Genomic DNA, 19,700 nt, shown 5'->3' on the forward strand with positions numbered 1-19,700 from the left:
TTGTTATTATTTCGAAATGGCCGCAAATGCATATTTCGTTCTTTATTTTCACGCGCCACACTCCGTTTTAACCCGCCTGCGTACAGTAGATAAAAATGAAATCATTAGCCACGCTGGGAAGTCTGACCCAGAATATCAACCATGCAGCCGGGGACGACCTAAATATCCGGACGTAAATATTTACTCAAGACTCTATGACCACCGATATTACGGAATAATGGATTAATACAGTTGAATCTTTTCCTTGTTTCCCGTGCCGTTTGGTGTTTCATCCTTTCTTTTCAACAGCCTGTTTTTTGGAATAAAATATTCTGAGGGTATAGTATAACCATCGTATATTGATCAGATATTGGGAAGTTCAATCATCGTTTGATAAATTGATTCTATATGAGTTTCTTGAATAAGAGAAGATTTTGACTGGAAACTAATATATAAATTTAAGATAGTGTAATTAGTACTTATATAAAATATAAGTATAGAGGTGTTTTATGGTAAAAAATGCTTCAACGGAAAGTAGTCAAAAAACAGGAGCTTCTTGTGGAAAACCCCAGGCAAAAGCTCAAGCATCGGAAAATTCTGCAAAGAAGGACGCAAAAGCTGACCGCAAAACGTCCAAAGGTGCAAAGAAGTAAAAACAGACCAATAACTATCTGAAAGCCAATCCTTTCAGCAGCAGCTTATCAAGATTCAAGACTTCCTAGGAGTCTCTTAAATTAGTGAACATTCTGGTTGGAATCTACCAGATATAATTGAAACAGATTATCTAAGCACTTGTATAATATATAAATATAGAGGTGTTTATTTATGACAAAGACAATTGTTGATTCTCAAAAAGCAGGGGCAGCATATGGAAAACCCCAGGCAAACACTCCAGCACCGGCAATATATGCAAAGAAGGACGCAAAATATGAATGCAAACCGTCCAAAGGTGCAAGGAAGTAAAAACAAACCAATCACCACTTAAAGCCAATTATCGCAGCAGTAGCTTATCAAGATTCAAGACTTCTTAAAACTGGTAATACACTAAATCTGTAACATTAAGAGCTCAATCGTTACTGAAAAACGGAATAATAATTAATAAACAGAATAAGTTGCTGCTCTTAAATCAAATTTTCAGGATCCGGACTGCCAGAAATAAGCAGTCCGGAGAACCCGATAAGATTAATCAGAAATGGATTTTTTATCTTTTTTGCTCTTTCAATCAAGATTCTTTTTCTTTCTTCTGTCAAGGGCGAAATTTTGGAATGCTACTGTTCTTAAATCAATTTCCTCGGCTGTTTATGTTCCGGCAAAACCGGCAGCTTCATGGTATTGATCAAAATGGGGCTTTCGATATCTTTTGCCCTTTCAATCACAAGTTCCTTTCCTTTCTGCGTGAGGGCAAAGAGAGGGATCGCAGCTGCAACTTGCACAAGCGGCTTTGCAAGTTCTCTGATATATTTTGAGGCACAGCTGATTACAATGTCCGAATTTTCCAGCAGGCCCTTAGCTTCTTCCCGGCTGACACCTGTTACATGTACTGCGATGACCAGCAGGTCAAGCCCGAGTTTGGATTCGATTTCCCTGACTTTTGTGGCGGTTTCTGCACCTGCAACCGTAACTGCGATTTTTTTGTAACCAAGTTCCGCAGCTTTCCTGACCCCGCCTGCCGGGTCGATGGCTGCAGTTGAGGGAGCAAGCACGGTCCCTCCGCGCTCTTCTATCCCTTTGATGACCGCATCTATAGGTTCGGTTTCGACCAGACCGGACATCCTGCCTCCGATTCCCTGGACCAGTGCCGGGTTGCTGGAGATTACTGTTCCTGCGCCGTCACAGGCTGTTACGGTTGTTTCAAGGAAGCCGTTGTTGAGGCCACTCATCATTATTTCTGAGGCACCGAAAGCAACAACAGTTGTTTCAAATTCGAGCTTGCGTCTTTCTGTAAACATTCCTAACTCGCTGATCCGGGCCTCCATGTTTTTCCGGATTTCTTCCGGGGTCATCTTCTGGACTCCCCGCAGCTTGACAAAGAGGGGGCACCATTCTACTTCCGGAGCCCCGACTTCCACGACTTTCCCGTCTTTTACGACTACCCTGGCTTTTCCCATCATTTCCATTATATGAGGCATAATAGACCACCCTCTAAGTACTGGATAAAGTTGTTTTCGTTAAAAATAAGTGATTCTTATCTTGATTATTCTTATCTTGATTATTCTTATCTTGATTATTCTTATCTTGATTATTCTTATTTTGATTATTCTTAATTTAATGCTTCTTTTTCTGGTTTTACTTATTGTCTTAATAAATTACTTAATCTACAGGTTAAAATGAATCAATACCCACATCGAATTGAGTTTAAATGAAAATTAATAATGAATAATAAGCAACGGAAAGTGACTGATGAAAAGGCACAAAGAAAAGGCACAAAGAAAAGTGAATAATGAGCAATAAAGAATTAAGAAGGAGGGCAGGACTTAAAGCCCTGCTCTGTCAACTATTGTGTCTGCCACGTGTTTTGCATCTTTGAATGGGAAATCTGCTGCTGTGAGCAATTTGCCTGCTTCTCCTGCAGTAACTGCAAGGTCGCCTGATCTGCATGTGGTGTCTGCTCCGGCAGGGAATGCAGCGAGTAATTCTTCAGGTGTGTTTATGGGAAACTTTGCGCCTTTAAGGCCGCCAACAATCTGTCCGTGAATATCATCTCTTACAGTCATATCTTATCCCTCAGATATTGTATTTTTACTTAAATTTTGTTTTTTCCCCGGTTTCGGGTTTTTTCTTTATCTGGACTTTTTATTTCTTTGCAGTTTGATTTCCTTTGGAGAATTCATCCTGCAATATCCTATTGGCGGGTTATTGATATATACTTAATCGGCATTGGAATGTAGTTGGTGCATCACAGTACATCACAAAGACCTCTAAAGTTATCCAGACGCCCTTTCTGGCTGCAATCATTAATATCGTGCCGGATGCCCTCAACGATTGCTTATCAAGCGGCTGCACGAATGCTAAAAACCCATTGAAATAAAATTTCTCTAAAGTAGGTAATAAGAGAACCTTAAAAACGAAACTTAAAAACAAACCTTAAAAATGAAACTTAAAAAGAGAACAAATAGCCGGGAAAACCGACTACAGAAAAATGGGTCGCACAAGGACCCAATACTTATTCTTAAGATACTCAAATCCATGAAAAAGGACGGCCATCCTCCTAATTCATATTCCGAATCCTGATGTATCTTCAACCATGCCCAATCCACTGCCGGTTTCCTTTAGTGTTATGAACTTACCCTCGATCTCGATCTGGAAATCAACGACATCGACAAGGTTCTCTATATAACTGAAATTAAAGTTATTCATAAAGCTAAAAGATTCCTTGCAATAGCTCTTCATGACCATGAACACTTTGCCTTCTTCAGCGGTAATGACCCATCTTTTATCTCCTTTTTCTGACGGGTACTCGTGCACTTTTGCCTTCTTGAATCTGTGAATCTTTTTGTTTTCTGCATCATAGAATTCCATGAAATTGCGTATCTCGTATTCTACTCCCCCAATCTCTATATTCGGGATATAGTAGGTCAGGATAGACCCGTTCATGAAAATGATTCTCGACCATTTCCAGGGGATGAAAGGCCCGATAACAATTACTTTCTGCGCATAGCATTTCCCGGAGAAATTCTTATCAAACAGCAAGCCCTCGAAATCGAAGTACAGGCTAGCAAGCCTGTACCCGAATAAGCCTCTGAAATTTTCAGCCACCTCTGAATTATAATTATTATCCTCCGGCTCTCTTATATCCACACAGCAGACCTTCTTGCCATTGCTTGAAATATCAAGCACATATTTCGGAAACGACCCATAGAAATCCGCTTTCAGGTCTTTGTTGGAGCAGGTCACTCTGTCATCTTTCACTTCGATGACCCCCAGATCATCAGTGAGTTTTATCTTCATCTCATCATATGCCCAGGAGACAAAATACCCGTCCGTTTTATCATTTATTATCTTGCTATTCTCTACGTATCTGCCATTAACCTCGGTATCCCCCGCGCTCCTGCCGAACGTGAGAAAAAACTGGCGCCTGGACCCGTCATCGGTTGTGAATTTCATGAACCAGTATTCTTTCCCGAAAAGCGGAAGGTCCTCAAAAGAAAAAAGAAGGTCGTCAATGCCTCTTTTGAGTTCTTTCTTCACCAATAGCCTTTCGATTTTACCTTTACTTTCCTTTATTTTCTGTATTGACGCGATAAATGCTTTCTTTTCAGTTTCAGGCAGACTTCTGATGTAATCGTTTCTTTCTTTTATAAAAAGAAAAAACTTGTTTTTTTCGATTATAATTCTCTCTTCAAGAGTTTTGTTTTTGTTCTCTTTGTCATTTGATATGGCAGTCATTTCATCGTCCGTGGAACTTTAAGTAATGTTTTTTCAGAAACATAATATCTATAAGTTCTAAAAAATATAATCTTATCGTAGAAAATGTTGCTTATATATTCATTGTTGATAATATGAAGGTAAAGAAGAGGAAAAAGAAGAGGAAAAAGAAAGAAGGTAAAAAAAGTAATAACGGCTTTAAAGCCGTTTATTTTAAATCCCGGGGCTGCTTTTGTTCAGGAAGTACAGGCAGAGCCATGGTATTGATCAGAAGTGGGCTTTTGATATCTTTTGCCCTTTCGATCACAAGTTCTTTTCCTTTCTGGGTAAGGGCGAAAAGTGGGACTGCGGTTCCGACCTGAGCGAGGGGCTTTACCAGGTCCCTGACGTGCTTTGAGGCGCAGCTGGTTACGATATCTGAATTTTCTACCAGAGTCTGGGCTCCTTCCACGCTTAAACCTGTTACGTGGACCCCAATTACTATCAAATCCAGCCCAAGTTCGGCTTCAAGCTTCCGTAACTCTTTTGCGGTTTCCCCGAAAGCCACGGTTACTGCGATTTTTTTGTACCCGAGTTCTGCTGCCTTTTTTACTCCCGCAACCGGGTCCATTACGGCAGTTGAGGGGTCAAGCACAATTCCGCCGCGTTCTGTGATTCCGTTTATGATGCCATCGATTGGCTCGGTTTCGACCAGTCCCGACATCCTGCCGCCTATGCCCTGAACAAGGGTAGGATTATTGGAAATGACAGTTCCTGCGCCTTCACAGGCGGTCACGGTTGTGTCAAGCAAGCCTCTGCTCAGGCCTGTCATCATAACTTCAGATGCTCCAAATCCTACAAAGTCCTCGAGTTCCAGCTTGCGCTTTTCCGTAAACATCCCGAAATCGCTGATTCTGAACTCCATATTCTTCTTGACTTCTTCAGGGGTGATCTTCTGGATCCCACGCATTTTGGCAAAGAGGGGACACCATTCGACTTCAGGCTCTCCTACTTCGATTACTTTGCCATCCTTTACGACAACTCTTGTTTTTCCAAGTAATTCCATTATGTGAGGCATAGTTCCACCTTTCAAAATTGAGCAAAAATATGATTGTTAAGAAATTCAAATCCGGTAAAAATTGCAGGTAAAGTTTGTGGTTGCTTATTTAATAGCTTATTGGTTTTGGGGTTTTGGTTCGATTTCTGGGTTTTTGAAGAAATTTTTATTGATCTGGATTGTGGTTTTGAAAATTACTCATGAATCATTGGATTCAAAGTGCGAAATTCTTTGAAAAAGTGAAATCAAGTCATTCCCCAGATCCTTCAAGTTCCTTTAATTTATACTCGCAAAAGCCAATTATCCTCGGGTCTTAAATCGCCTTTCCTATCTCCAGGATTGCTTCAAAAACTCAATTGCTTTTCTGGGCTCTTCCAGACGGCTCTCTCAGACCCAAGACGGCTCTCTCAGATATAGTATGAGTATGCTCCCCAAATTTTCAAGGTGATTTCCTTCCCCGCGCCTGTCGCCTATTTCTCTGGAAATTTTCAGTGCTTGTTCGTAATATTTAATTGCTTTTTTCACTTAACCAGGTTGATAGTAAGTGAGTACAGGGTCACCAAAAACAAAACTCTTCATCTTATTGCTTAAAAGAACTTTTTCTTTGAGCAGATAAGCTGGTAGTAATCGCCTTTACAATGTTATGAGGGTAGTGTAGTCTCCCCAAATTTCAAGATAACAAATTATTTTCGACCCATACAAAACAGCTTAAAGCCCTTTTTTTCTTTCAGGTCTTTTGAAACTCCTATTTTCTGTTTGTAATAGCGATCTGCTCTTTTTGTTTTTTTCAGATCCCTTAATTTTTCGATTAGAATTTCCTCTTGTCTCCTGTTACCTAATTCTCTGGAAATCACGAGTGCCTGCCCATAACGTTCAATTGCTTTTTCTTTTTCTCCCAGAAAACTATATGTCAAACCTAACCTTTCAAGAGTTTGTCCTTCTTTATATTTTTCCCCAATCTCCCTCAATATTTCAAGTTCCTGTTCACTATATTCTGCTACTTTTTTCATTTCTCCCAGGCGATTATATGCTATCACCAGATTCTTGAGAATATCTCCTTCTCCCCGCTTATCCCCTATTTCCCTTGACATTTTGAGGGTTTGATCAAAGTATCCAATTGCTGCCCTTATTTCCCCCACCTGATAGCATAAGTTACCCAGGTTTCCCAGGTTATTTCTTTCTCCTGTCAAATTCCCGGTTTCTCTGGCGATTTTAAGTGCACGCTCATAGAATTCAATTGCTTTTCCTGTTTCTCCCAAAAAACCGTATGCTATTCCTAAATTCCCTATAACAGCTCCTTCAATTTCTATGTTTCCTATTTCGCAGGAGATTTCCAGAGCCTGTTCATAGTATTCAATAGCTTTCTCTATCTCTCCTAAACGGCTATAGACTAATCCTATATTTTCGAAAGCTAGTTCTTCTCCTTGCCTATCGCCTATTTCTTTAAAAATCTCTACTGCCTGCTGGTAATATTCAATAGCTTTTCTTATTTCTCCAAGATGGCTGTAAGCTAAACCCAATCTTCCAAGGTTATTCCCCTCTTCCCTTCTATTTCCACTTTCCCTGGAATTTTTAAGATCCAGCTCACAAATTTCAATTGCTTTTTTGCTTTCTTTTACATCATTGTGTGTCAATCCAAAATTTACGGACCTGTTTTTTGCTTCTCGCATACTTGTTCCCCCCTACAGGAATTATATATTCTATGCATGTCGTTTATTTATCTTTTCTTTTTCCCTGTAGTCTTCATGATCACTTTTTTAAAAACCATCTAAAATACACTAATTATTTTTTAATAATGTTTTAAACCAAGATAAGTTTTTTCTTTTCAAAGATAAAGATCAGACAACGGAAGTTTCAATATAAACTCTTAATTTCCATTCATTTTCACAGTCCAAGGAAAATTATAAAGAAACCGCTCGTAGAGCTGTAGTAGAAGCTCCAGACGTTCTAAGAAGCAATACTTCCAGTGTTACTGCTTTGATAAAAAGTGTCCGAATTTAATTAAACAGTAAACAAAAAAAGAGTTGAAGAAAATCAGAGAATAAATTTCCTGATTATTGGCTTGTGGTTTTGAAAATCACTTTCTCGGTTGTTGGGTTTGAAATGTAAAATTCGTTGATTACTGCAACCTGAGCCGAAAATTCATTGCTTCTTTACTTTCAATTTATGACCGGGTTTCCAGCTCGAATCTTTCCCCGGCAACCCCCGTTTGCGAAGCAAACGGCTTTTCCCATAAAATTAAAAAAGAAGATAAAATCATTCATCAGATCCTTCAAGTTCCTTTAATTTCTGCTCGCAAAAGCCAATTATCCTCAGGTCTTCAATTGCCTTTCCTATCTCCAGGGATTGCTTCAAAAACTCAATTGCTTTTCTGGGTTCGCCCAGATCACTGTATGCGTCCCCCAGATTTCCAAGGCGATTTCCTTCTCCGCGCCTGTCGCCTATTTCTTTGGAAATTTTCAGTGCCTGTTCGTAATATTCAATTGCTTTTTTCGGCTCTCCCAGACTATAGTATACTGACCCCATACTTCCAAGACAATTTCCTTCTCCACGCCTGTCGCCTATTTCTCTTGCAATTTTCAGTGCCTGTTCATAATATTCAATTGCTTTTCTGGGTTCGCCCAGATAACTGTATGCTAACCCCAGATTTCCAAGGTCTGCACCTTCTCCGCGCCTGTCTCCTGTCTCTTTAGCGATTTTTAGCGCCTGTCCATAATATTCAATCGCTTTTCTCACAGAACCAAGCTGTTCATATATGACGCCAAAGTTTTTCAGAATATATCCTTCTTCTTTCTTGTTCCCGATTTCTTTTGCTATTACCAAAGCCTGTTCTGAATATTCAAGAGCCTTTTTCAAATCTCCAAGCTGGTAGTATGTTATCCCGAGTTTGCTGTATATCGATTCATTTAGATTCTTGTTGTCGAGTTTGGATGATATCAATGCAGCAGTTTCAAGGTATTTTACAGCTTCTTTTGAATGACCAAAAAATAGTGTAATAGTTCCGAGGTTGTAATTCCAGTAAGCAAGTTTATAGGGGTCTTTTATTCCCCTGTCCTTAAACTCTTTTATTAAGTTCAAATAATACTCAATTAGGTCTTCAAGTCCCTTTTTGTCCAGACCATCGAAATCCTCAAATTCAAACATTGGGCTGGAAGTTATTTCTCGCTTTACATCAAACTCAAAAATAGTGGTTCTCCAGGAGAAAAAATCCTGTGCCTCGTCAAGAATTAAATTAAGTGATGCACTGTTAATCCAGATAAGTATTGGGTGTTTGATTTCCAGGAATTTCTCTCGCATCATATTTAGTAAGAGGAGAACCTCGGATTTTCCACTAATGTTTTTCGTTTTTACTGCGCTATCAATCCCAAAAACAAAAAATGCAACTTTTTTATTTTCCTCAAGTTTTGAATTGTATAAATCTGATTTAGTGGTTTCCTCTAAAAGCTGGAAAAGATTGGTAGATTCCTCATTCATTTCAAGGTTGTAAATGTGAATTCTACTGTGTACCCTCTCAAAAATTTCCTTGCAGATTGTATCACATAAAACTGGTTCGTTACAGCGCACAAATGCAATTGTGCAGTCCTCGGAAAGATCAAGAAGTGTAACTATTTCTTCAATTTTCATTAAATGAGAAGGGTCCAGTTCCATAGTTCTACCTGTTGTGGTTCCAAATATTGAAAATAAGTTTTGAGGTATACCCTGTTTCCTGTTTGTTTTACTTTTTCGGAAGAAGATTTTTCTCTTCGAGAATCGACCTGACTATAGGATTGAGGTCACACCAGCTTCTTCCGTTTTTGTATTCAAGCACACTGAGGTTATGAAGCAGACCAACAAGCTTCTCATCTCTTTTTATTTCTTTAGTCTTATAAATCTTCAGAAGTACTTCGTAGTCTTCATCACTTAACTGTGCCTGATATGAGTTCTTAAGCCCATTAATCACTTCGACAACAATATCTTTGTCTATCAAGGTCTTTTTTCTGGTTATGGCACGTACTGCCGAATCTCTGATAATCCTTATGTACTCCCTGATAACGCCCCCACTCATATCAATTATGTATTCAAGGGCTTCGGGAGTAAATAGGTCAAGAGAAACTCTTTTTGTCACAATTTGCTTCATGAAAGTTCTCCCAGCTGGTTCCTGGGCTATACTTTCATCTTTTTCGCGAACTTTGATGTTCGGATAAATGATATCGTCGCTAAAGTTCATTTTTATCTGGGTGAATTTTTCTGAACTTCGAAGTGATATGGGAAATGTATAGATTATCTTGCACATTGGCTGGGTTAGTTGGGTGCTGTGATAGTAGAATAGGTTTAATGCTTTTTCATAATCGCATTTTTCAAGGTTGTCTATTATAACAAGTACCTGTTTTCCACTTCTTTCGATTTCAGCAATTATGTCGTTTATAAGGTTAATTAGCTCAGATACACGCGGCTGGATTTCCTCTCTTATTTCTTGCCTGGTGGTTGTTTCACTCTTCATCCTTGCCAGTAGTTCAACAAAGTAGACAGGTAAGCTAAAGCCTGCACCGCCCTCAAGCTTATCCTCATGAACTTCCATTTTTGTGATTGATTTCCCCCATTTTTTTGTTCTTTCCATTAATGGGGGACTTATATTACAGTCTTCATCTTGACATTTTCCTATTATTTTTGTAAGTATTGAAAATAAGACATCAGTGTAGTTTATGTCGTTGTTGTCCAGAAGATCGAGAACACTAAAATGTACAATAAAAAATTTATCTCCCATCTCTCTGTTCAGATATGACACAAGACGGTTTAATGCAGTTGTTTTGCCTGAGCCTCTATGTCCTGTGAAAAGAAGTTTAACTGGCTCATTAGTTTCAAGGCTAAGCTCAAGGCGGGTTTTAAGCTCTTCGATGTTTGTTTCGTTCTGATCAATTTCTACATAGTAGTTTTCCAAATCATCATTTTGAAGAGCTTTATTTGGGTTAAATAAGTGGTAAATTTCCTTTAAGTCTCCGGCCATTATTGTACTTCCTTTTCAGAAATTTAGATGATTTCAGCATGAAGTCTATGTTATGAACGATATATAACATTTTGAGTGTAATGATCTTTGTGATGGTTTCACTTTTTGTTTTGCAGATAACTTAGCTTTGAATAACTCTTATATTTTCGTATATGTTGCATTCTTAAGTTTTAGGATGTGTTGCTTTTTTGCAGACTTCACGGAAAAGCCGCTCTCCTGCGTCGAGCGTGGAGTTGCCCAGGGTTCTAAAAAGCAGTACTAAGAGCCTATCCGAAAAATCAGTAATGCATGTTGAAAAGTCATAATAGGTCTATAATATCAGAGTATCCGTTCCGGTTTTGATATTGCATATTGTAAAAGTTACAGCAGGTAAGCACTTTTCGGATAGGCTCTAAGAACTGGCTGCTGCTGTAAGGAATCATGTGGACTGTTAACAGATCAACTCTCCAAGTTTAGTTAACGTTCCACCAAAGTTTTTAATATATTTGTGCTAAATTATAATATCGGTAGCAAGGATTTACACCTTACTTTTAGAAAGAATCGAAGGCATACCGTCTTAGAAGATGTTGAAGGGATCCTCTCTTTTTTAGTGTAATTCTTTGCGAGAATAATTACAGCTTACGGGGGAAATAGTATATGAAAACTTATATGCTACTTATACTACTTGGCGTTTCGTTCATAATGTTAACAGGAACTGGCCTCGCAGAGAATGAAACGTATGATACGGAGGCTTTTCGACAAGCTTTAGAGCAGGATGGGTTCACCGTACAGGACGGTGAGCTGGGGTACTTTGATTTAATCAGGTTATTGGAGGAAGGAGTATTACCTTCTGCGTATGGAAACAATCCCACCACAAAATATGTGGCATTTTTTGTTCCAGCGGCATCTGGCCATGAAGTAGATGAACGGATTTCTAAACTAACAAGTACGCTCGGGATGAGCGGGAACACAACTCCTTTCTGGAACCTTGGTCCTGATGAAGCTGTTGTTTTCGTGGGAAGAACCCCACCGGAATGCAGGTACTTCAGTTACGATCATTACATAATGCACAGGACATATGGGAATGAGAAAAGATGGCTCTTTTCCAACATAGCAGATACGCTGAACAGCCTGGTTATCAAAACCGAAGGAACTCCAAATGGGTCGTCTGGGAATCCTTACAATCAAACCACGGTAATAATCATTACAGCTGACAGAGGCATTGATCAACGCATCCGGGCTGCTGCCCAATCAGCGGGGTATTCGGATAACATAACTAACACCCAGGTGCTTCCCTCAGCCATATTAAACATGGGTCTGGAGAATAACTCCGATACATTTGCCGCATTTGTCCGCCCGGCCTTAGTCAATGACACGCAGGCTGGTGATGATTACATAAATAATACACCTGCAACTGTTTTCCGGATTACTCCCAATAACACTACGGAGCTGGACCCGTATGATTATCCGGAGCTAAGAGTCCGTGGAACCGGGCAAACAGAGTTTGAGCTTAAAGATGATCTCGAAGAGCTAAGGATTGCGATTCTCAACAAATATAATGAGTCGAATGCCACAGAGCTTCCGACCAGTCAGGCAGTTCCTGTAGGGAGTGATGCTATCCAGAGAGGAATTAACGCCGTGGGTCCTAACAACGATGCGTGCTATCTATGGACAGCAAACCAGACTGTCTCTTCGCCTACACCTCCTTTCTTTAACACTTCGCTGTACTATCCTTTCCTGCGAGACTCGGCAATTACTCTGGGCAACGATACCAATGAATTCATAATTGTCTATGGGGTCAACCATGTAGCCACAGGAAAGGCGACGTACTCGAACTTCGCAATATACGGAGCTGATGTGTGGAATGGTGTTAGAGCAATCACAGACGAAGATTTCAATGGATCTGCTGAGGAATATCTCCCTGACAATCCCAATGCGAAATACCTTTACGTCTACAAGCTCGCCAGGAACTGCAGCGAAGGTGATCAATACTGCTACGAGGTTCCCTCTGGTATGGGACCCCATGGCATAGAGCCGGATCAACCGCTTTTTGTTGCCTGGAGGGCCTACATGGAAAACTCTACTAAAACCGGGCCATCCTACTCGGAGATTGTGTACGATCGGGCTATAAAGTTCGACCTGAAGAGTTAAGGTAAAAGGAACCGGGATATTAAGGCCAATTCAAGCTCTGGCTGATATGTGTTACCTGTAGGCTGAATGTGTTACCTGTAAACACATTCATTCATTTTTTATATCTACAACGCCAGAGCTGTATTTTATAATACCCTTTTGTTGTTTAGAACGGTTGGCAAGAATAATTTTCAGGCTTTAACTTTTTTCAGGGCTTCATTTGATAAAATGCAGGAATTTCAGCTTTTTTGCAGACTTCACGGAAAAGCCGCTCTCCTGCGTCGAACGTGTGGAACCCCGGTTTTAAGAAATAATACTTCCAGCCCTGCTTCTGTAAAAAAAAGAAATTGAAATTTTGTTTAACGGATGCAAAAAAGTTAAAAGAAAATCAGAGAAGAAAAATTCCCTGATTGTTTAAGTTACTAAATAGTGATTTAAAATTGGGCGGGGCTCAGAGTTCTGCCCGCCTGTCAATAACCCTCTTTGCCTTTCCTGTGGTCCTCTCGATGCTGCCTTTCTCCAGCAATTCGACGTTTGTGCGGATGTTCAGGACGGCTTTGAGTTCGTGCTGGACGTGGTTCTGGATGGCTTTGAGGTCTTTGAGGTCGCCGGTAAAGGCGTTATCTTCGAGTTCGACTTCGATTGTGAGCTCGTCAAGCATGTGTTTATTGCGGTCAAGGATAAGCTGGAATTGTTCACCGACCTGCGGGATTCTTGAGATTACGTCCTGGATCTGGGAGGGGAAAACATTGATACCACGGACGATCATCATGTCGTCTACCCTGCCAAGAAGACGTGAGATCCTGGTTGTTGTACGGCCGCAGTCGCATTCGGACTCAAGGAGGCGGGTTATGTCACCTGTGCGGTATCTTATGTTACATAAGCCTTCCTTGTTGAGGGAGGTTAAGACGAGTTCCCCTTTTTCACCTTCGGACACCTGCTCTCCGTTTTCATCCAGGACTTCGACGAGGAAGTTGTCGCTCCAGATGTGCAGGCCATTCTGTTCCTGACACTCAAAACCGACGCCGGGACCGAGCATTTCGGAGAGGCCGTAACAGTCATAGGCTTTGAGGTTCAGGCGTTTTTCAAGCTGCTTCCGCGTGTTTTCTGACCAGGGCTCGCCACCGAAAATGGCTGCTTTTAAGGAGAGTTTGTCTATTAAGCCGAGCTCTTCTGCGGTCTCTGCGAGGTAGAAAGCGTAGGAAGGGGTGCAGTGGACTGCGGTTACCCCGAAGTCGATCATCATTTCAAGCTGCCGGGCGGTGTTGCCTGTCGCTGCCGGCACGACCAGGGCTCCCATCCTCTCTACACCGTAGTGGAAGCCCATGCCTCCGGTAAAGAGGCCATAGTTCATGGAGTTCTGGATCACGTCGCCTTTTGTAAGCCCTATCATCGTAAGGCTTCGGGCGATCAGGTCCGACCAGGTCTCAATGTCCTTTGCAGTATATCCGACAACCGTGGGCTTTCCGCTGGTTCCTGAGGAGGCGTGGATGCGCACGATATCCTCTTTCTTTGCAGCAAACAGCCCGAATGGATAGTTGTCCCGAAGGTCTGTTTTGCGTGTGAAAGGCAGCTTCCGGACGTCCTCAAGGGTCTTGATGTCCCCGGGAGCGACTCCAGCCTCTTTGAATTTCTGCCTGTAGAAGGGAACGTTGTCATAGACCAGCTTTGCACTGTGCTGCAGGCGTTTCAGCTGTAGTCTCTTCATTTCTTCGGGATCCATTGTTTCATATTTCGGCTGCCAGTATTTCATTAAAAGAACCTTCTTTGATTTGTAAAACCGTTCTCCAGTTGTAAACTTTAATGCATGGGTGCCATGTCTCTACATGTCATGCTATGTTAAGTAATCTTATGAGCAATATAATATGTTAGGAAAAATCAAACTTTACTGTAGCCCTTCCCACATATAAATATTGTTGAGCGAACCTTTCGGGTTGGGAAGGTTATTAAATTTAGTTGGTTTGAATCTTATTTATCTTCCACATCAATTATCGTCCACATCAATTATCTTCCAAATCAATTATCGTTCACATCTATCGTCCACATCAATTGCTTGCAATTCCCTGTACTTCTAATATTTCTAAGGCATTATAAGTAAACTTTTCATACTGGTGCGGAAATATAAGCTATATAAATAAAATAAGGGGGACTTCTGGAATTGGTTTCTTCCAAAATTACTGCTGTTATTTCTCTGGTAGTATTTGCATTTATTCACAGCCTGACTGCGAGCCTGCCGTTCAAACGCTTTGTCATGAGAGTTGCTGGTCCCAGAGCAGAAACGCTTTATCTGCCGGCATATAGCCTTACTGCGGGGCTGACGATATTGCCGCTTGTCTATCAGCTCTACAAAAATCCGGGGCGGGTTCTCTACAAAATACCTTCTCCCTGGCGCTGGTTCATGGTTGGGGGACAGTTAATTGCCGGAATGCTTGCCCCCATGGCTTTTCGGGATGCTCGGCACCGGTTCAAAATACGCTCGCAGCTATCTGGCCCGCAGGCTTCAGAAGCAGATTCCCTGAAGATCCGGGGCATTTACCGGTGGGTAAGGGATCCCTTCCTGCTTTCGGGGCTTGTCACGATCTGTCTCACTCCTATTATGACCGTCAATCTGCTTGTCATATACCTTTTGACTACCATCTATCTGTATCTGGGGTCCCTGCACTGGGAGACAAGGCTGGTGGCGCAGTTCGGTGATGAATACCGGGAGTACCAAAAAAGGGTTCACAGGATAATTCCCGGATTAAGAGGAGGAAGTGTTAAAGAATCTGATCAATCCTCAGTTAATATATAACGCTAAATATAATTGTAACCCAGTTTAACGTAAACTCCAAAAATACCATTAACTATGCCCAGAAGAAAAACTATGTCCAGACGAAACCGGCAGGTTGGCTAAAGCTTATGATAAAAGCAGGCAGTTCTTTTTTTCACGATGGAAAACGCGGTACTATCGGCGCTGTAATCTCGCTCAAAGGAGTGCTTTACATGGTCACGGTTTCCCATATATTCCAGGGGGAAGATGACCATCTAACAGTTAATGGAATGAAACTTATTGTTACCAGAACTTTGAAAGACCATAATTTAGCCCTGATAGAGCTTCCTCCTGGCACTGCGGTTGAAATCACCGAATTTGGCAGCCCGGCAGAACTGGAGCTGGCTGAGCTCGTCAATGACACCCGTACTATCCATTATTGCAGGGTGGTTAATTCCGGGGCTTCACTGCTTTTCCTGGGCTTCCAGTGCCAGGATATGCCGGAGCCGGAGGATAGCGGCTCTCCTGTCGTACAGGGAGGGAAGGTAATAGGGATGATGTCCTCAACAACACTGGACACCTGCATGGGAATGGCGGTTTCATCTAAAATTCTTCGCAGCCTGGAAGTATAACGATGCTACGATGACGATGCTACGATGCTGAAAATTAATTTTACGTTCTATTTTACTTCACATTTCTCTTGACTTCATTTCTTCTGCAGATAAAAAGCTACAGGAAAGCCGATTAACGTGGGGATCCAGAAAGAAAACATCCTGTAACCAAGTATGACCACAACTGCAATCGGACTCGGCACCCCCAGCCCTGTGTACAGTGCAGCCATAGTGCTCTCCACAATCCCCACCCCTCCGGGAATGAAAAAAGCCATTTTTCCAAAGAGCAGGGGAAGTCCGTATCCCACAAGCAGGACTGAAGGTCCTACAGGGTGTCCTGCGGCTATGAAAAAAAAGTACAGAGTCAACATATCAAAACCCGTAGAAAGCGCGGATCCCAGGACCGGCCGTTTCCAGCCCCCATTACCAAGCGTATCAAGGGCTGCAAACATGCGGCTTACCGAGGCTTCGGTTGGATCAGAGACATAGGGTTTGTGCCGGAGCCGGGCAAAATAAGCCGCAATCCTGACAGCTGTTGATGTGAAACTGTCCCTGTGACTTTTTCCCCAGCTCACTGCTGCAAAGCCCAACCCCAGTAAAGCCAGGATCAGGAGGAACATGAAAAACTGCAGCAAAGACAGTTCATGGACCAGTAGAAGATGGATTATTCCAGCTACTGCAAGTACCATTAAAATTGCATTGTTAAAAATAGTGGGAAGAGTGCCTGCAAGCCCGGAGCCTTCGGCGCTGACGCCCTGTTTCCGTACCCAGCGGTAAGTGGCTGCAGCATTCCCCAAAGTGCCTCCTGCCAGCATTCCCATACTTGTCGCAGCGAGATTTATCAGAGCTCCCTTAAACACTGAGAGTTGCTGGTTTACTATTGCCACAACCGAATACAGGAGATAACCTGTTCCTGCGTAACTCATTACCTGGGCAAGGGCAGCCAGCAGCACAGCCCACAGTACCATTGTCTTGATAACCTGAAAGGATGATTCAACTGAGGCAAGCTGGGGAAGGATCAGATGAACAGCCAGTCCCAGCAAGATAAGAGTTGGAAGATAATGGCCTACCTTCAGGACAAAAGGAGGAGGAGTATTCAGGCTTTTATGGTTATTATCTTTATTTTCTGGCGCCTGCAAACCTTCCTGTCTGTTTATATCCATATATAATCCTCTGATCTTAGATATCCATCTTCATCTTATTTTGTATTTTCTGACATCCTTTTACACAAAAATGAGATTGAATTAAGGATCGAACTAAAGGATAAGCTATTTCCTGTAAGGCATCACAGCCTTTAATTATTATAAAGGAGAATTCTTTCTCATGGCAGAGATTGTTTACCTTCTTTTCCCTATCGTCTATGCTGCCCTTAACGCAGCTTCATTTGCCCTTTATGGGTTGGACAAATATAAAGCAAGAAAGGAAATATGGCGAATCTCGGAAAAAACCCTGCTGACTATTTCCCTTTTCGGGCCGATCGGCGCATGGCTCGGAATGATGCAGTTCAGGCATAAAACCCAGAAGCCCCTTTTCAGGTACTCTGTGCCGGCTTTTATTGGAATTCACCTTCTTCTGGTACTCTGGATAAATCTGTAAGTCTACAGCAGCCTGTAACGCTTCTTATACCTGAATTTTGTTAAAGTCTCCTGTGAAGAGCACAAATTGATTATAAAAGGTATAAGAGCTGTAAACACCATGGAATAGCTGAAACCGCATATGGGAATGAAAATCAGTAACAATAGTAACTAAAGTAATCATATGATATTATCAAACAGAGAAGTACAAATAAAATCAATACCAATCATATATTGTGAAAGCTGGAGATGTCTTAAGAGTCTTGCACATCTCAAGACCTACATTATACAGATATGCTGACAACGGTTACATAAAAAGACTTAAACTTCCGAGTGGGAAATACAATTATGACGATGAATCCGTTTACGCATTTCTTAACAAAGATGTGAAACGCAAACATGTAATTTATTGCAGGGTTTCAACTGCAAAGCAGAAAATTGATCTAAACAACCAGGTTGAATTCCTTAAAAGCTGGTCTTTCAATTCTGGAATAAAAATAGATGCAGTGTATAAAGATATTGCTTCGGGCATTTCATTTGAGAAAAGGAAAGAATTCTTTGAGATGCTTGATGAAATACTTGCTTTCAGGGTTGAAACTGTAATAGTTGCATACAAAGACCGTTTAAGCAGAATTGGATTTGAATTATTTTCAAACTTGTTTGCAAAATTCGGGACAAAAATAATAGTGGTTTCAGAAGCAGGAAACAAGAAACTTGATTCAGAAGAAATTTTTGAGGAGATAATTTCCTTACTGCATTGCTACAGCATTAAACACTACAGCAAACGAAAAAACAACAAATCATTAGAAATAGAAGTGGAATAACATGGCACTTGTGACTAGAACTGAACAAATCCAATTTAAATCTGAAACAATCTCAGGTCTAGCTCACGCATCCAAAAACCTGTTTAATAGTGCAAACTACATAATACGACAAAGATTCTTTGAAAATGATAAGCTTTACCAGGAAACTGGTGAAAAGGGTGAAGGTATCTGGTATAAACAGCTTTACTCAATGCTAAAAAACACAGAGCAGTACCGAGCATTGCCAGCACAAACAGCTCAACAGGTACTTAAACTACTGGATAAAAGCTGGAAATCGTTCTTCAAAGCATTAAAAGTATACGCAAAATCTCCTGAATTATTTCTGGGACGACCTAAACCACCCAAATACAAACATAAAGATGGGGAACACATCCTGGTATTCACAAACCAGCAGTGTAAAATCGTTAATGGTATACTCAACTTCCCAAAAGTGGTAAACCTGGAATTGAAAACCAGATTAGTTGATGTGGACCTCAGAGAAGTACGGGTAATCCCAAACGCAAATAAGTATACGTGTGAAATCGTGTACGACAAAACAGTTTCTGAGAATGAAATTAACTCAAGCCGAGTTTTAGGAATTGATCTTGGTGTTCGCAACATTGCAACTATCGCAAATAACTTTGGTGCAAACCCAATTGTTGTTAAGGGTAATACTGCAAACAACATTAATCAGTTCTATAACATGAAAAAAGCCATGATTCAGCACATATACGATCTGGCTAAAATTAAATATGGAAATAAACTTGCAAAACTCGACTTCAAACGAAATAACATGATAAAGGATTATTTCCACAAACTTAGCCGTAGAATAGTTAATTACGCAATCAAAAACAATGTTAAATCAATCATAATTGGCAAAAACGAAAACTGGAAGCAAGACGTTAACATGGGACGAAAAACCAACCAGAAGTTCGTTCAGCTCCCACTGGCTAAATTGATTGAAATGATCCAGTACAAAGCTCAGGAAGTCAACATAGAAGTTATACTTCAAGAAGAGAGTCATACATCAAAATGTAGTTTCCTTGATAACGAACCTGTAGAACACAGAGCTAAATACGTAGGCAGAAGGATCAAACGAGGTCTATTCAAATCCGCAACTGGGATAATTATCAATGCCGATGTCAACGGAGCTCTGAATATAATCAGGAAAGCAACTCCAAAAGCATTCGCAGACGGAGTGGAGGGTGTAGGGTTACACCCAAAGAGATGTTTGATAACATCTTTTGAAGATACTTGATTACATTTTGATCATTTATGATAACCTACAATGTCACATTAATTCTTTTTTTTGTAAAATGTTTTTTATAGTATTTTCTTCATAAGATAAGAGGTATCACAGTTTTCATTCCTTGTCCTGTATGGGGGTACACTCTGGCAATTGGCTTTGGGAACTGCAGATAAATGGGGGACTGAGGAATTAAGATAACCGGGAAATAAAGACAACCTGGGAATAATGATGACCTGGAACC

General features: G+C 41.0%; 17 protein-coding genes. 8 read left to right on the forward strand and 9 right to left on the reverse strand.

The genetic code is table 11. From position 1 onward, the window contains the following. Positions 1–488 precede the first annotated feature (488 nt). Together PHF18_RS09760 and PHF18_RS09765 are read left to right on the forward strand one after the other, a co-directional pair. Positions 489–632, forward strand: coding sequence for a hypothetical protein (locus PHF18_RS09760; RefSeq protein ID WP_157197092.1), 144 nt, complete (start codon positions 489–491; stop codon positions 630–632). Positions 633–804: 172 nt separating this feature from the next. After that, positions 805–942, forward strand: a complete 138-nt coding sequence (locus PHF18_RS09765; RefSeq protein WP_300101858.1) for a hypothetical protein — start codon at positions 805–807, stop codon at positions 940–942. Positions 943–1,256: 314 nt separating this feature from the next. Here PHF18_RS09765 and PHF18_RS09770 read toward each other — a convergent pair whose 3' ends face one another. The 7 genes from PHF18_RS09770 to PHF18_RS09800 form a co-directional block, all read right to left on the reverse strand. Beyond that, positions 1,257–2,108, reverse strand: a complete 852-nt coding sequence (locus PHF18_RS09770) for a methanogenesis marker 8 protein (protein WP_300101861.1) — start codon at positions 2,106–2,108, stop codon at positions 1,257–1,259. A 345-nt stretch (positions 2,109–2,453) separates the two neighbouring features. After that, complete coding sequence (locus PHF18_RS09775) at positions 2,454–2,693, reverse strand: MTH865 family protein (protein ID WP_300101864.1); 240 nt, start codon at positions 2,691–2,693, stop codon at positions 2,454–2,456. Positions 2,694–3,192: 499 nt separating this feature from the next. Beyond that, complete coding sequence (locus PHF18_RS09780) at positions 3,193–4,365, reverse strand: hypothetical protein (protein ID WP_300101867.1); 1,173 nt, start codon at positions 4,363–4,365, stop codon at positions 3,193–3,195. A gap of 187 nt (positions 4,366–4,552) precedes the next feature. Next, positions 4,553–5,401 carry a methanogenesis marker 8 protein gene (locus tag PHF18_RS09785; protein ID WP_300101871.1) on the reverse strand — a complete coding sequence of 283 codons (849 nt, stop codon included), beginning with the start codon at positions 5,399–5,401 and terminating at the stop codon, positions 4,553–4,555. Positions 5,402–6,063: 662 nt separating this feature from the next. Further along, entirely contained in the window at positions 6,064–7,050 is a 987-nt protein-coding gene (locus PHF18_RS09790; protein WP_300101874.1) for a tetratricopeptide repeat protein, read from the reverse strand. A 586-nt stretch (positions 7,051–7,636) separates the two neighbouring features. Further along, a complete protein-coding gene (locus PHF18_RS09795; RefSeq protein ID WP_300101877.1) occupies positions 7,637–9,004 on the reverse strand; it encodes a tetratricopeptide repeat protein in 1,368 nt (455 codons plus the stop codon). A 91-nt stretch (positions 9,005–9,095) separates the two neighbouring features. After that, positions 9,096–10,364, reverse strand: a complete 1,269-nt coding sequence (locus PHF18_RS09800; protein WP_300101881.1) for a P-loop NTPase fold protein — start codon at positions 10,362–10,364, stop codon at positions 9,096–9,098. An 807-nt stretch (positions 10,365–11,171) separates the two neighbouring features. Between PHF18_RS09800 and PHF18_RS09805 the strand changes: the two genes are divergently transcribed. After that, positions 11,172–12,494 carry a hypothetical protein gene (locus PHF18_RS09805; protein ID WP_300101883.1) on the forward strand — a complete coding sequence of 441 codons (1,323 nt, stop codon included), beginning with the start codon at positions 11,172–11,174 and terminating at the stop codon, positions 12,492–12,494. A 430-nt stretch (positions 12,495–12,924) separates the two neighbouring features. Here the strand turns inward: PHF18_RS09805 and PHF18_RS09810 are convergent, their stop codons facing one another. Then, positions 12,925–14,226, reverse strand: a complete 1,302-nt coding sequence (locus tag PHF18_RS09810) for a phenylacetate--CoA ligase family protein (RefSeq protein ID WP_300101885.1) — start codon at positions 14,224–14,226, stop codon at positions 12,925–12,927. A 405-nt stretch (positions 14,227–14,631) separates the two neighbouring features. Here PHF18_RS09810 and PHF18_RS09815 point away from each other — a divergent pair, with 405 nt between their 5' ends. Next, positions 14,632–15,264, forward strand: coding sequence for an isoprenylcysteine carboxylmethyltransferase family protein (locus PHF18_RS09815; protein ID WP_300101887.1), 633 nt, complete (start codon positions 14,632–14,634; stop codon positions 15,262–15,264). Between the two features lie 107 nt (positions 15,265–15,371). Beyond that, positions 15,372–15,854, forward strand: coding sequence for a serine protease (locus PHF18_RS09820; RefSeq protein ID WP_300101889.1), 483 nt, complete (start codon positions 15,372–15,374; stop codon positions 15,852–15,854). Between the two features lie 74 nt (positions 15,855–15,928). On the opposite strand, the gene PHF18_RS09825 is transcribed toward PHF18_RS09820, so the two are convergent. Beyond that, a complete protein-coding gene (locus tag PHF18_RS09825) occupies positions 15,929–16,996 on the reverse strand; it encodes a YbhN family protein (protein WP_300101891.1) in 1,068 nt (355 codons plus the stop codon). 160 nt (positions 16,997–17,156) lie between these two features. Here PHF18_RS09825 and PHF18_RS09830 point away from each other — a divergent pair, with 160 nt between their 5' ends. From PHF18_RS09830 to PHF18_RS09840, 3 genes are all read left to right on the forward strand, one after another. Beyond that, positions 17,157–17,429, forward strand: coding sequence for a DUF1294 domain-containing protein (locus PHF18_RS09830; RefSeq protein ID WP_300101893.1), 273 nt, complete (start codon positions 17,157–17,159; stop codon positions 17,427–17,429). A 214-nt stretch (positions 17,430–17,643) separates the two neighbouring features. Beyond that, a complete protein-coding gene (locus PHF18_RS09835) occupies positions 17,644–18,231 on the forward strand; it encodes an IS607 family transposase (RefSeq protein ID WP_300101896.1) in 588 nt (195 codons plus the stop codon). A 1-nt stretch (position 18,232) separates the two neighbouring features. Then, positions 18,233–19,468 carry a transposase gene (locus PHF18_RS09840; RefSeq protein WP_300101899.1) on the forward strand — a complete coding sequence of 412 codons (1,236 nt, stop codon included), beginning with the start codon at positions 18,233–18,235 and terminating at the stop codon, positions 19,466–19,468. Positions 19,469–19,700: the final 232 nt, after the last annotated feature.

Source organism: Methanosarcina sp. (assembly GCF_028693135.1).
In the GTDB taxonomy this organism is placed as follows: Archaea; Halobacteriota; Methanosarcinia; order Methanosarcinales; family Methanosarcinaceae; genus Methanosarcina.